This window comes from Microbacterium suaedae (genome assembly GCF_003254645.1).
GTDB classification, from domain to species: domain Bacteria; phylum Actinomycetota; class Actinomycetes; order Actinomycetales; family Microbacteriaceae; genus Microbacterium; species Microbacterium suaedae.
On sequence record NZ_PNFD01000001.1, the window covers coordinates 452,839 to 466,141 of the forward strand.

Annotated in this window: 11 protein-coding genes; 6 read left to right on the forward strand and 5 right to left on the reverse strand. The window is 67.9% G+C overall.

The features are described 5' to 3' along the window. Window positions 1-2: 2 nt before the first annotated feature. The 5 genes from C0012_RS01975 to C0012_RS01995 form a co-directional block, all read right to left on the reverse strand. Complete coding sequence (locus tag C0012_RS01975) at window positions 3-857, reverse strand: ATP-binding cassette domain-containing protein (RefSeq protein ID WP_110588812.1); 855 nt, start codon at window positions 855-857, stop codon at window positions 3-5. Then, window positions 854-2,641: a dipeptide/oligopeptide/nickel ABC transporter permease/ATP-binding protein gene (locus C0012_RS01980; RefSeq protein WP_110588442.1), complete on the reverse strand. Its 1,788-nt coding sequence runs from the start codon at window positions 2,639-2,641 to the stop codon at window positions 854-856. Before C0012_RS01980 ends, C0012_RS01975 begins: the two co-directional genes overlap by 4 nt. Beyond that, window positions 2,638-3,579 (reverse strand): ABC transporter permease, encoded by a 942-nt coding sequence (locus C0012_RS01985; RefSeq protein WP_110588441.1) that lies wholly within the window; start codon window positions 3,577-3,579, stop codon window positions 2,638-2,640. Before C0012_RS01985 ends, C0012_RS01980 begins: the two co-directional genes overlap by 4 nt. 27 nt (window positions 3,580-3,606) lie before the next feature. Next, entirely contained in the window at window positions 3,607-5,133 is a 1,527-nt protein-coding gene (locus tag C0012_RS01990) for an ABC transporter substrate-binding protein (RefSeq protein ID WP_110588440.1), read from the reverse strand. 162 nt (window positions 5,134-5,295) lie between these two features. Continuing rightward, on the reverse strand, window positions 5,296-6,252 hold the full coding sequence (locus tag C0012_RS01995) for an aldo/keto reductase (protein WP_110588439.1): 957 nt from the start codon (window positions 6,250-6,252) through the stop codon (window positions 5,296-5,298). A gap of 58 nt (window positions 6,253-6,310) precedes the next feature. Here C0012_RS01995 and C0012_RS02000 point away from each other — a divergent pair, with 58 nt between their 5' ends. From C0012_RS02000 to C0012_RS02025, 6 genes are all read left to right on the forward strand, one after another. Then, on the forward strand, window positions 6,311-7,030 hold the full coding sequence (locus C0012_RS02000) for an SDR family NAD(P)-dependent oxidoreductase (protein ID WP_232527741.1): 720 nt from the start codon (window positions 6,311-6,313) through the stop codon (window positions 7,028-7,030). Between the two features lie 29 nt (window positions 7,031-7,059). Next, the gene (locus C0012_RS02005) at window positions 7,060-8,181 is read left to right on the forward strand and encodes a zinc-binding dehydrogenase (protein ID WP_110588438.1); all 1,122 of its coding nucleotides are present in this window, start codon (window positions 7,060-7,062) and stop codon (window positions 8,179-8,181) included. Continuing rightward, a complete protein-coding gene (locus C0012_RS02010; RefSeq protein WP_110588437.1) occupies window positions 8,178-9,134 on the forward strand; it encodes an aldo/keto reductase in 957 nt (318 codons plus the stop codon). The genes C0012_RS02005 and C0012_RS02010 overlap by 4 nt, the downstream gene beginning before the upstream one ends. Before the next feature lie 25 nt (window positions 9,135-9,159). After that, on the forward strand, window positions 9,160-10,143 hold the full coding sequence (locus C0012_RS02015; RefSeq protein WP_110588436.1) for an alpha/beta hydrolase: 984 nt from the start codon (window positions 9,160-9,162) through the stop codon (window positions 10,141-10,143). After that, window positions 10,140-11,114, forward strand: a complete 975-nt coding sequence (locus tag C0012_RS02020; RefSeq protein WP_110588435.1) for an alpha/beta hydrolase — start codon at window positions 10,140-10,142, stop codon at window positions 11,112-11,114. The genes C0012_RS02015 and C0012_RS02020 overlap by 4 nt, the downstream gene beginning before the upstream one ends. A gap of 176 nt (window positions 11,115-11,290) precedes the next feature. Then, window positions 11,291-13,267, forward strand: coding sequence for a primary-amine oxidase (locus C0012_RS02025; RefSeq protein WP_198411039.1), 1,977 nt, complete (start codon window positions 11,291-11,293; stop codon window positions 13,265-13,267). The last annotated feature ends 36 nt before the right edge of the window (window positions 13,268-13,303 follow it).

Genomic DNA, 13,303 nt, shown 5'->3' on the forward strand with positions numbered 1-13,303 from the left:
GATCACCCCGCCGAATACACATCGGGCACCTCCCGAAGGGCGAGCCACGCCTCGCGGCGCCTGCGCTGTTCGACCGGGTCGGCGACAGGCGATGCCAGACGCAACCGCTGTGAGTAGGGGTGTACCGGATCGCGCGTGATCTGGTCCCCGTCGCCGATCTCGATGATCTCCCCGCGACGCATGACGGCGACTCGGTGACAGATCCGACGCACGACACCGAGGTCGTGCGAGACGAAGAGGTACGCCACGCCCGTCTCGCGCTGAAGATCCAGCAGCAGGTCGAGCACGACGTCCTGCGTGGTGAGGTCGAGGGCGCTTACGGGCTCGTCACAGACGATCAGGCGTGGTCGACGCACGAGAGCGCGGGCGATGGCGATGCGCTGACGTTGTCCTCCCGAGAACTCGCTCGGATAGCGGTCGGCGGTCGAGGGGTCGAGGCGCACTCGGTCGAGCATGTCCGCGACCCGCGTCCGCGCTTCGGCCACCGCGATCCCGCCGGCCGTCAGCGGCTCCGCGAGGATCTCCCCAACACTCAGGTGGGGGTTCAGAGAGCCGTAAGGATCCTGGAACACAACCTGGATGTCCTGTGCGAGCGCTCGACGACGGCGCCTCGAGGCGCGGGTGATGTCTTCGCCGTCGAACGCGATCGTGCCCGCCGATGCCGGCGCGAGACCCAGAACCGCTTTGCCGAGCGTGGACTTTCCCGACCCCGACTCGCCGACGAGCCCGACACACTCGCCAGCGGCAATGTCGAGGTCCACACCATGCAGCGCACGATGGGCGCGCCGCCCGTGGCCATACTCGACGATGAGGTCGCTTACGCGGAGCAGCGGATCGGGCGCCTGTCCCGCGGTCATCGCGCCACCTCCCGTCCGCTTTCCCTCCACGCGCGGTCAAGTTCCGCCCGCGACGCTGCATCGTCCAGGGACGCGGCGATGAGGTCACGCGTGTACGCCTCGGAAGGCCTCGAGAACAGCTCCGCGACCGGTCCCGTCTCAACCACCGACCCGCCGCGCATCACGACGACGCGGTCGCAGATATCCGCGACGACGCCGAAGTCGTGGGTGACGATGAGGAGGGCGGAACCGGCCTCCCGCTGCAGCTCCCGCAGCAGCTCGAGGACCTCCGCCTGCACCGTCACGTCGAGGGCGGTCGTCGGCTCATCCGCGACGAGCACCGACGGATCGCCTGCGAGCGCACCTGCGATGAGCACGCGCTGCGCCATCCCGCCGGAGATCTCGTGCGGGTAGCTGTGCATGACTCGCTCCGGATCCGGGATCCCCACGCGAGCCAGCATGTGCAGCGCCCGACCGATCGCCTCAGCACGACCCAGGCCGTGCACGCGTCGCAGCGGTTCGACAAGCTGATGTCCGACAGAGCTGCACGGATCGAGGTTGCTCATCGGCTCCTGCGGGATGTACCCGATCTCTCGTCCCAGCAGCTCCTGGCGCCGCTTCGTCGGCATGCTCAAGACGTCCCGACCACCGATCACCATCCGGTCGGCGCGGGCCGTTCCCCCCTCGGGCAGCAGGTCGAGCAACGAAAACACGGTCTGTGATTTGCCTGACCCCGACTCGCCGACGATGCCGACGACCTCGCCTGGCGCGACGTCGAGAGAAACGCCGTGCACCACCTCGGTCTCTCCCGCTGCGGTCGCGTAGCTCACGCGTAGGCCGTGCACGGCCACGGCCTGCGCGCCGTCGGCATGAGCGAGCTCTCCGCTCGCCGCGTGCGCCTCGTCGTCCGGGCGATCGACTCCGCCGGCGACGGGCGCTTTCACTCGCACGAGCTCCGCGAGCGTGGACCCCATCACCGCCAACACCGCGATCGTGACGCCAAGCGCGAGCGACGGCCACAGCAGGATCAGCGGCTCCGAGAGCATCAGCCGGAACCCCTCGTTCATCATCGCGCCCCAGCTCGGCGTATTCGCATCGCCGATGCCGAGGAACTGGAGTCCCGCCTGAATGCCCATGGACATGCCCGCAGTCAGCGCCGTTTGGATGATGACGGGCGGATACACCGTCGCGACGATATGCCGGAAAACGATCCGAGTGTCCGAAAGGCCTGCGACGACGGCGGCGGCGACGAACGGTTCCCCAGCGACAGACAGCGCGGTCGAGCGGGAGATGCGAAAATACCCCGGCACCATGAACACTCCGACGGTGGCCATGAGAATGACGAAGTTCGATCCGGTTCCGGCAGCGACCACGAGCAGGATGATCATTCCCGGGACCGATTGCAGCGCATCGCTGACCCACGACGCGACGCGATCGAAAACCCCTCCCCTGTACCCCGCAACGACGCCCGCAGGTACTCCGAGGACGACAGCCGTCGCGATCGTCACGAGCGCACCCCAGAGCGTGGTGCGCGCACCGAAGATGAGTCGGCTCAAGATGTCGCGCCCGGTCGAATCGCCGCCGAGGAGGTGCTCGGGGCTCGGCGGCGCCTTGGTCGCGGCGAGGTCGACGAAGTTCGGATCGTGCGGGGAGAGCCACGGAGCAAAGACGGCGACGAGCACGACGAAGAGGAAGACGGACGCGGGAATGAAACCGCCCGGGTGCCGGAGGAAGCGACGCAGCAGCCTGCTGCGTCGCGCGCGCTCGTCGCGTTCGCGGAACATCCGGACATCGGTCGTGGTCATGAGACGCGCACCTTCGGATTGATCCACCCGAGCGCGAGATCGAGCAGAAAATTGACGAGGACGACGAACACGATCGATACGACCGTGATGCCGAGGAGCATGGGGATGTCTCCGTTCTGTGACGACGCGTATGTGAGCTGTCCGATGCCCGGCAGGGAGAAGATCGCCTCGACCACGATGGCGCCGGACAGCAGGCCGACGAACATCAGCGCGATGACTGTGAGCGCGGCCGGAGCAGAGTTGCGCAGCACGTGCGCTGTCACACGAGCGGTCGACAGACCGCGGCTTCGCAGTGTGCGCACCCAGTCTTGTCGCCGGGTCTCGAGAACAGCATTGCGCAGCTGCTCTGCGACCGCGACGACGCCTGCGAGGGCGAGGGAAACAGCGGGCAGCGTGATGGAGCGGAGCCACCCGCCGACGGACTGGTCAGCCGGCACGTACCCGACGGCTGGGAACCACGACAGCTGCACCGCGAACCACAACACGAGCACAAGGCTCACCCAGAACCCGGGAAGCGCGAAGAACACCACGGAAGCGGCCTTGGTGACGCGATCGATCCAGGATCCCGGTCGCAGGCCCGCCGCAAGCCCGAAGGCAACGCCAACGATCGCCGTGATGAGCGTCGCGAGACTGATCACCGACAACGTCACCGGTACCTTGACCGCGAGCTGGTCGCCAACGGAACGGAAGTTGCGCCAGGACTCCCCGAAGTCGAGGGTGATCAGCCCGGCGAACCACTCCCCGAACTGCACGACGAGCGGGCGATCGAGCCCGATCTTCTCGGCCAGAGCCGCCTGTTGCGCGGGGCTGGCGGTCGAACCGAGCAGCGACGCAGTGGGGTCGGCGATCGCGGCGTGCGCGAGGAAAAACGTCGCGATCGAGACGACTACAAGGAGGACGATGCCGCTGAGCATCCGTTTCATCGTGAACAGGAGCATGGGATCTTCTCGTTCCGATGCTCCGGGTCAGCCCTGCTGGATGTAGCGCAGGGTCGGGAACATCATCCCGACGACGGGCTGCACCTCGATGCTGTCGGCACTGAAGTAGATGTTCTCGGCCTGGTACCAGACGTTCCACCAGGCCATCTCGGTGAGCTTCTCGTTCACCTCAGCGATCGCGGCGATCTGCGCCTCGCCGCGCAGCGTCTGCGCCTCGTCGACGAGTTCGCCGATCTCGGGGAACTCGACGTAGTCGGGTTCAGGGTTGAACCACTGCGGGCTGGTGACCTGGCGCGCGAGCGTGGCGACAGGATTGCCGTCCATCGCGAGGAACGCGATGAACATCGGGTACGACGCGGCGTTCAGCTGATAGTCGGGCTGCTGCATGTCGTCCCACGTCACCGAGATCCCGATATCGTCGAACGCCTGCTGTGCGGCCGGCTGCCATTGCTGGAAGATCGGCGACATCGGCATGGTCACCTCGAACCCGTCCGGATATCCCGCCTCGTCGAGGAGCCGTTTCGCTTCTTCGACGCTGTATGCGTACTCCTCGTCGACAGCGGGGACATTCGCCGCGCCGCCGTCAGGAAACACCTGATTCGAGACCACGCCTGCACCCGACCCGACCGAGTCGAGTATCGCCGCGCCATCGATGGCGTGCGCGATCGCCTGCCGCACCTCGACCTCTCCGAGCGCGGGGTTCTTCTCGCCCGTATGCTCGGTGAACTGCAGGCCGACCCACCCCGAGACACCGGAACTGACGTTCCATCCCTGTTCCTCTGCCTGGTCGATCTGGGTCGCATCTGCGTAGTTGACGTTGATCTGCCCTGACAGCATCGCGTTGTGGCGCGCCGTCTGGTCTTGGATCGGATAGATCGCAAGGTCGGCGAAGGGATAGGTCTCGGCATCCCAGTGGTCCGCCACCTTCTCGAAGTGGTACTCGGCGCCCGGCACCGACGCCACGTCGTCGAGCGTGTACGGGCCGGAACCAACGGGTTGTTGACTCAGCATGCCGGCCTCTATCGCCTCGGGCGAGGCCATGTAGCTGCGCCCGAGTCCCATGAAGTAGAGGATGGTGTCGTCGCGCTCGGTCAGGATGATGCGCACCGTGTCGTCATCGATCGCCTCGAAGGAATCAACACTGAGGTACCCCTCACCCGACCTCGCACCATTCTTCAGATGCTCGAGGTTCGCGACCACGGCGTCCGCGTCGAGCGGTACGCCGTCGCTGAACTCGACGCCCGTACGGATGTCGAGGTCGATGCTGAGGTCGTCATCGGCGACGGTCCAGCCGGTCGCGAGAGACGGGATCGGGTCCCCGTTCTCGTCGAGGGCGATCAGCGCGTCGTACACGGCGGACAGGTACGGCCCGTCGAATCCGATGTCGGCGAGAGCCGGGTCCCAGCTCGTGACGTCGAGGAAGTTACCAATGTCAAGAGCATCCTCCCCGCTTGCTGGCGTGCTGTCGTCGCCCTGCGTGCCAGTGCAGGCCGTGAGAGTGACGGCGATCATCGCCGTCGACGCGACTGCCGTCGCGATGCGTGTGCCGTTCATACGTCCTTCTCTCGGTGGTCGGGTGAGGCAGGCTCCAGTGCATCTGCCGCACGAAACGCCACGTCATCGTGTCGTCGAATCGTTAGTCTACGCTCGTGGAAAAGAAAAACAAGGGTGAAGTCTTATTTTTCTACGATCGTTGAGGCCTCCCTTGCAAGCCGCCTACCAAGATCCATCCGCCGCGACCCCCCGATCGAGCCAGAACTGGGCAACTGCATCGCGAATCTCGCGGCCGCGCTCATTCCCGAGCTGAACCGCGGCGAGCGCCTCCTCCAGCTGGGTCATCCGCGAGACACCGAGCAGCACGTTCGCGGTTGCCGGATGCGTCACACAGAACGCGATCGCAAGCTGCGCGGCCGTCACACCGAAGCCATCGGCAATCCGGGCGATGGCGCCGTGCGCCGCCGCGATCTCCGACCGGATCCCACCCACATCCGCACCGATCTTCCGCTCCGGCGACAGGCGTCCGGCGAGCACCCCGCCCTCCAGCACGTCCGATGCCTGCAGCGCGAGCACCCCCGAGCGGAACAGCTCACCGTACGGCTCACCCTCCGCCATCGATCGGCGCGCAATGCTGTACTTGAGCTGGGCGAACGTCGGCGGTACGCGGCCCGCCCGGCGCGCGCGTTCGATCGCCGCCAGCGTGTCACCGACAACCCAGTTGTTGACACCCCACCGGCCAACCAGTCCCTCGTCAACGAGGTCATTCACGGCATCGCAGACAGCCGCGGGGTCTACATGCTCGCGGTAGTCACCGACGACGATCGCGTCGAAGTGATCGAGTCCCGCGCGCCTGAGACTGTCGAGAACCTGGGCCCGCGCGTCAGTCTCCGGCCAGTCCCACAGCCAGAGCTTTCCGCAGACGAAGACCTCGTCGCGCCTCACACCACTCGCACGGAACGCCCGCCCGAAGATCCGATCGGTCTGAGACCCCTCTGCATGGGGCCCCATGTCGTAGTGCGCGACGTCGAAGAGACCAGCTCCCGAGTCGACGGCCCGACGGATCAGCGCCACGGCATCATCCGATGCCATGCGGTCCCACGTGTTCCAGGACCCGAGCCCCAGCGCGGGCAGCCGCACGCCTGAGACCAGCACCCCTCGCCCACTGTTCATGGTCATGCTCTCCTCCTCGAGATCAACCCTTGTTTTTTGTCTACGCTCGTTTAATATAAACCACATGATCACCACCACACCACGACGAGTCCTCGTCACGGGGGCCGCGAGCGGACTCGGACGCGGCATCGCCGCCGCTTTCGCCGCTCGCGGAGACCACGTCGTCGCTGCCGACATCAGTGACGACGTCCGCGATGTCGCCGACGAGCTCGCGGGCACCGCGCTGCAACTCGACATCTCGAACCCCGACGCCGTGCGCTCCGCGGCCGACGACGACGCGGGCATCGACATCCTCGTGAACAATGCAGGCGTGGTCGGCGGCGGCGGAAGCCTCGCGGACGTGTCGATTGATGTGTTCGACGCCGCCTGGCGCGTGAACGTCCTCGGCACCTTCCTCATGCTGCGCGAGTTCGGCTATCGAATCGCCCCCGGCGGCGCGATCGTCAACATCTCGTCGATCGGAGCTCGCCAGCCCACCGCTGGCCTCGGCCACTACGAGGCAACGAAGGCCGCCGTCGATGCACTCACCCGTACGGCAGCACTCGAACTCGCCGAGAACCGAGTGCGCGTCAACGCCGTCGCACCGGGCCCCGTGATGACGCCTCTGACTGCCGGCTTCACCGCCGATCCTGACGCTCGTCGTGCGTGGGAATCTCGAATCCCCCTCGGCCGCATCGCGGAGGTCGACGACATCGCACCCCTCGTGATGTTCCTCGCGTCCGACGAAGCCGGCCATCTCACGGGCGTGAGCCTCAGCGCCGACGGCGGCCAGCTTCTCGTCTGATTCACCCGCACTCGACCCAGGCAGGTTCCATGACATTCCCCACGCACACACGCGCGGCGGTCCTCACCGAGCATCGCGCACCCCTCGAGATCCAGACCCTCCCATTGCCCGCCGAGATCGAGCCGGGCGCGGTGCTCGTACGGCTCCGGTGCGCCTCTCTGTGCGGCACCGACATCGAGATCTGGTCGGGGAAGATGTCCTTCCCCGGCATGCTGCCGATGGTTCTCGGCCACGAGATGGTCGGCGACATCGTCGCCACCGGCACCGATGCCCGCGACGCGCTCGGCCGCAGTCTCACGACCGGAGACCGCATCGGATGGTCGGAGTCGACCTGTGGCCGGTGCCACGGATGCGTCGTGCTGCGCGAGCCCGTGCACTGCGCGCACCGCGGGTACGGATTCCTGCAGCGCAGCGACGCACCCCCGCACGCCACGGCGGGTCTCGCCGACTACGCCTATGTCACGCCCGGGGCGGCGAAGCTGCTCCTGTCCGACGACGTCGAAGACACCTGGGCCGCGATGGCCGGCTGCGCAGGCAAGACGGTACTGCGCGCGTTCGAGAGGATGGGACACGTGCGCCCTGGCGCGACAGTCGCGATCCAGGGATCCGGAGCCCTCGGCATCCTCGCGACCGCCGTCGCGCGCGCCTCTGGAGCGGGGCGGGTCATCACCATCGGAGCGCCACGTGCGAGGTTGGACCTCGCCCGGCGATTCGGCGCCGACGAAGTCGTCGACATCGCGGACGGCGACGTCGTTCCCCGCGTCATGGAGCTCACGGACGGTACCGGTGCCGACCACGTCTTCGATTTCGCCGGTGCGCCTTCAGTCGGGCCCGAGGCGATCGGCATGGCGGCCACGCGCGGCACCGTCACCATCGTCGGATCCACGGGCCCGGCGGGCGACCCCGTCGCGCTCAGCGCCGTGATGAGCAAGGAACTCACCGTGACGGGATCGCTCAACGGCGACATCGCCGACTATGCGCGCGCGATCGACTTCTTCGCCGCGTTCGCCGGCCGCTTCGACTGGGGAGCCCTCTTCAGCGCTCCCGTCGGCCTCGGAAAGGCCTCCGACCGCATCGCGTCGATGGAGCGGCTCGACGAGGTGAAGGCGGTCATCGATCCGCGCCTCGATGTCGAGGAGGTGACAACATGACGCGGCTTCCCCAGCGCCGGATCGGCACGAGCGATTTGACCACCGGACTCTTCGCGCTCGGTTCCTGGCACACCTACGACCGCATGGACTTCGTCGATGCCGTCCGGATGGTGCGCGAGGCTGTCGACACCGGGATCACCCTCTTCGACGTCGGCGTGTATGCGGCGCCGGGCGCGCCCCCGGTGTTCACGGACGTCCTCTTCTCGGCCATCGTGCGCGCGAGCGGACTGCGCCGCGACGAGTGGCTGCTGTCGAGCAAGCTCTGGGTCGAGGGCTTCGGTGATGACGGATTCCGGCCGCAGCTCGAGAACGCGCTGTTTCGCGTCGGCGCCGACCACGCCGACCTCGTCGTCCTCGGCGATCTCCGGGACAGCAACGTCGAGCTGCGTGACCTCGTGCTCGATCTCGACGCGCAGCGCCGCGGCGGGCTCATCCGCGCCTGGGGCGTGAACAACTGGTCGGCGAGCGCCGTCGGGCGGCTGATCGACATCGCGGAACGCGAGCGGGTGCCCGGTCCGCAGCTGGCCCAGCTGAAGTACTCCGTCGCACGGCGGTCGATCCCCGACGGGGCGCCGTTCGAGTCCGTCTGGCGCCGGGGCGTGAGCCTCGAGGCGTCCGACGCGCTCGAGGGCGGGATCCTCGCGGGCAACACGTCGCCGTCCCGGCAGATCGGGCGCGATCCCGGCGGGGTGCGCAACCGCATCGTCGCCGACGCCCCCTCCTACGTCGCACTCGCGGACGAGCTCGGCACGACGCCCGCGCAGCTCGCGATCGCCTTCACTCTCACACATCCGGCCCTCGCCACGACGCTGTTCGGCGCGACCAGCCTCGCGCAGCTGCGCGCCAACGTCGCCGCGCTCGATGTCGTCGAGCGCGTCGGCACCAACGAGCTTCGCGCCGCCGTCGAGCCGTTCTGGGCCGACCGCGAGGCAGTCGACCCGGAAGGCCCGTGAGATGCCCACGAGGAAGGATCAGTCCATGACCACCGCCGCAGGACGTCCGACCGTCGAGCCGGTTCCGTTCGACCCCGAGATCCGGGCGGCGCTCGACGCCATGCCGCCCCAGCCCCCGCTCACGCGCGACACCCTGCCGCGCGAGGGTGTCGACAAGATGTTCCCCTCCAACGACGAGGTGATCGCCGGCCGCGCGATCGCGTGGAGCGAGCACGTCGCCGACGGCCCCGGCGGCGAAGTTGCGCTCACCGTCTTCCGCCCGCGCAGAGACGAGGGCGAGGCGCTACCGGCCGTGTACAACATCCACGGCGGCGGTATGATCGTCGGCCACCGCTCCTGGGAGCACGCACGCGTGGTCGAGCTCGTCCACGAACTCGGAGTCGTGGGAATCACGGTCGAATACCGGCTGGCCCCGGAGAATCCCTATCCCGCGGGCGTCGACGACTGCTATGCGGGATTCCGCTGGCTCGTCGAAAACGCCGTTACTCTCGGCGTCGACCCAGCGCGCATCGTGGTGATGGGCGGCAGCGCAGGAGGCGGCCTCGCCGCTGCGGTCGCGCTCATGGCGCGCGACCGCGGCGGCCCGCGCATGGCCGGCCAGATGCTGCTGTGCCCCATGATCGACAACACTCACACATCGGTGTCAAGCCGACAGTACGACGGGATCGGTACGTGGACGCGCGCGGCGAACCTGCTCGGATGGTCATGCCTGCTCGGCGCTGATCGGGCCGTCAGCGAGGACGCCCCCGCATACGCGGCGCCGGCGCGAGCCGAGAGCCTCGCAGACCTGCCCCCAGCCTTCGTCGAGGTCGGTTCCGCCGAGCTGTTCCGCGACGAGGATGTCGCGTATGCCACGCGCATCTGGGCGACCGGCGGACAGGCGGAGCTACACGTCTGGTCCGGAGGTGCACACGGGTTCGACATGTACATGCCCGATGCCGAGATCTCGCGCGCCGCCGTGCGCAGCCGGATCTCGTGGCTGCGACGGACGCTGGGAGTTGTCGCATGACGCGTCCCGCGCCGGTGCCGTACGATTCCGAGCTCCTCGCTGCCCTCGAGGAGTTCGTTGGTCTCGTAGAGATCATCCCGCTGCGCGCGGATACGATCTCCGTCAACCGCACGCACTTCGCCACGATCATCCCGCCGATCGAGCAGCAGGTCGCCGGTCGCGACGTTGACTGGGAGGACCGGACGATCCCTGGGCCGGCGGGCGCGCCCGAAATCGACATCACGATCGTCCGGCCTCGTTCCGCGGGCCCCGGCGCGCCGGCCGTGCTTAGCATCCATGGCGGCGGGATGGTGCTCGGCACGCGGTTCTTCGGTACGGCCGAGATCATTGATCTCGCTGAGCGACACGGCACCGTGGGCGTCGCCGTCGAGTACCGCCTGGCGCCCGAGCATCCGGGGCCGGCCCAGGCCGAGGACTGCTACGCAGCCCTCGAATGGATGGCGGCGCACGCTACCGAGATCGGCATCGATCCCGACCGGATCATCGCCTCCGGCGCGAGCGCCGGAGGCGGGTTGTCGGCGGCAGTTGCACTCATGGCCCGCGACCGCGACGGTCCCGCGCTGGCCGGACAGCTGCTCGGGTACCCGATGCTCGATGATCGCAACGACACCGTGTCAGCCCGTCAGTACGACGGGATCGGAGCGTGGGACCGCCACAGCAACGACACAGCCTGGAACGCGATCGCCGGGGCAGACAGATTCACCGACCGCGTCTCCCCTTACACGGCTCCCGCTCGCGCGACCGATTTGTCGGACCTCCCGCCCGCGTTCATCGAGGTGGGGGCGGCCGAGACGTTCCGTGACGAGGCCGTGCGGTACGCGTCGGGCATCTGGGCGGCCGGTGGACGGGCTGAGCTCCACGTCTGGGCGGGCGGCTTCCACGGCTTCGGGGGGCTCGCCCCGGACGCCACCGTCTCGTGCGCCGCGCACGACGCTCGGGAGAGCTGGCTGAGGCGCGTCCTCCACACGTGACACCGGAGCGGACAGGCATCTCGATGGCGATCGCCGACGCAGCCGTCGCCACGTCGAGGATTGCGAGTCGCGAAATGAGGCATCGGAGGACTTTCCCATTGCGCACCGACGCAGAAGCCACGTAAGCTCCCCCTGAAGTTTATTGAGCAATTGCTCGAAATAAAGTGAGGTCAACGATGCCCGACACACACGCACACGCCTGCTCGCCTGCCGTGGCGGAGCCGCACCCGCTCGACCCGCTGACGGCCGAGGAGATCGATGCCGCGCGCGCCATTCTCGCGGGCGCCGGCCTGATGGAGGAGGGCGTCCGCGTGCCGATGCTCCTTCCCCACGAGCCCGCGAAGGGCGCCCTCGCGGCTTGGCGGGAGGGCGACCCGATCGACAGATCCGTCGAGGTCACGCTGCTCGATACCCGAACCGGATCCGCGAGCGAAGCGATCGTGTCGATCACGCGCGGCGAGGTCGTCGAGCACCGCGTGCTCGAGAACGACCGCGAGCCGTACGGCCAGCCGCAGTATCTGTTCGAGGAGTACGAGCGCGCGGCCGAGATCGCCAAGGCGTCGGAGGCATGGCAGGCCGCCATGCGTCGCCGCGGACTCGAGGACCGGATGGAACTCGCCTTCTGCGCTCCCCTGGCCCCCGGCTTCACGGGCCGCTCCGACGAGATCGGCCGCCGCGTCATCCGCTCGCTCACCTTCCTCCGCGACCACGAAGACGACTCCCCCTGGGCACACCCGGTCGAGGGCCTCATCGTGCACATCGACCTCACCGAGGGAAGCGTCATCCGCGTCGAAGACGAGGGCGATGTCCCGGTGCCGTCCGGCAACGGAAACTACTCGGCAGATGCGGTCGGCCCCGCGCGCACATCGCTCAAGCCGATCGAGATCACGCAGCCCGAGGGTCCGAGCTTCCGGGTCGCGGGATCACGAGTCGACTGGGAGAACTGGTCGCTGCGCGTCGACTTCAACGCCCGCGAGGGCCTCGTGCTGCACGATGTGCGCTTCGACGACCGCCCGGTTCTCCACCGCGCCAGCGTGCCCGAGATGGTCGTGCCATACGGCGACACCTCGCCCACGCGATTCTGGATCAGCTACTTCGACGCCGGCGAGTACCTGCTCGGCAAGAACGCGAATCCGCTCGAGCTCGGATGCGACTGTCTCGGAGTGATCCACTACTTCGACGGCCACGTCGCCGACGATCGCGGCAATGGGGTGAAGATCCCGAACGCCGTGTGCATGCACGAGGAAGACTACGGCGTGCTGTGGAAGCACACCGATCTTCACGGGCGTTCCGAGGTGCGCCGATCGCGGCGATTGGTGATCTCGTACTTCTCGACGATCGGCAACTACGACTACGGCTTCTTCTGGTACTTCTACCTGGACGGCTCGATCCAGGTCGAGGCGAAGGCGACCGGCATCGTGTTCGCGGGCGCGGATGAGCCGGGCACCTCGCACCCCCACATGAGCGAGGTCGCGCCCTCCGTCTTCGCTCCCGTCCACCAGCACCTGTTCTGCGCCCGGCTCGATGTCGCGATCGACGGCCAGGAGGGCACTCTGCACGAGATCGACGCGAAGCGCATTCCGATGGGGGCGGACAACCCGTTCGGCAACGCCTTCACCTGGACCGAGACGCCGCTCACGACCGAGCGAGAGGCGCAGCGTGTGGCCGACACCTCGGTCGCCCGCACGTGGGAGGTGCGCAGCACGACGCGCCGCAATCACGTCGGGCGCGAGACCGCGTACCGCCTGATTCCGGAACCGACGGCTCTGCTCATGGCGGATCCCGAGTCGTCGGTCGCCGCGCGTGCCACCTTCGCGACGAAGCATCTGTGGGCGACCCGACACCGCGACGGCGAGACGTGGCCGTCGGGTCGCTACCCGAATGCACACCAGGGCGGATCGGGCGTCCCCGCCTACAGCGCGGAGGACGCGTCGATCGACGGCGAGGACATGGTGCTCTGGCACACCTTCGGCTTCACGCACGTACCTCGCCCCGAGGACTGGCCCATCATGCCGGTTGACTACACCGGCTTCTGGTTCAAGCCGCACGGCTTCCTCGACCGGAACCCGGCCCTCGACCTGCCGGAATCATCGCAGGCGCATCGGACCGAGGAAGGATGCTGCACCGGCGATTCCTGCTCCTGCACGCACTGATCGAGGGCGGGTGAGCCCAGCAGCCCGGAGCCTGCT

Bases quoted from the DNA above. Each gene is read 5' to 3' on its own strand.
- C0012_RS01975 (WP_110588812.1), bottom strand. From the start codon at position 857: ATGACCGCGGGACAGGCGCCCGATCCGCTGCTCCGCGTAAGCGACCTC.
- C0012_RS01980 (WP_110588442.1), bottom strand. From the start codon at position 2,641: ATGACCACGACCGATGTCCGGATGTTCCGCGAACGCGACGAGCGCGCG.
- C0012_RS01985 (WP_110588441.1), bottom strand. From the start codon at position 3,579: ATGCTCCTGTTCACGATGAAACGGATGCTCAGCGGCATCGTCCTCCTT.
- C0012_RS01990 (WP_110588440.1), bottom strand. From the start codon at position 5,133: ATGAACGGCACACGCATCGCGACGGCAGTCGCGTCGACGGCGATGATC.
- C0012_RS01995 (WP_110588439.1), bottom strand. From the start codon at position 6,252: ATGACCATGAACAGTGGGCGAGGGGTGCTGGTCTCAGGCGTGCGGCTG.
- C0012_RS02000 (WP_232527741.1), top strand. From the start codon at position 6,311: ATGATCACCACCACACCACGACGAGTCCTCGTCACGGGGGCCGCGAGC.
- C0012_RS02005 (WP_110588438.1), top strand. From the start codon at position 7,060: ATGACATTCCCCACGCACACACGCGCGGCGGTCCTCACCGAGCATCGC.
- C0012_RS02010 (WP_110588437.1), top strand. From the start codon at position 8,178: ATGACGCGGCTTCCCCAGCGCCGGATCGGCACGAGCGATTTGACCACC.
- C0012_RS02015 (WP_110588436.1), top strand. From the start codon at position 9,160: ATGACCACCGCCGCAGGACGTCCGACCGTCGAGCCGGTTCCGTTCGAC.
- C0012_RS02020 (WP_110588435.1), top strand. From the start codon at position 10,140: ATGACGCGTCCCGCGCCGGTGCCGTACGATTCCGAGCTCCTCGCTGCC.
- C0012_RS02025 (WP_198411039.1), top strand. From the start codon at position 11,291: ATGCCCGACACACACGCACACGCCTGCTCGCCTGCCGTGGCGGAGCCG.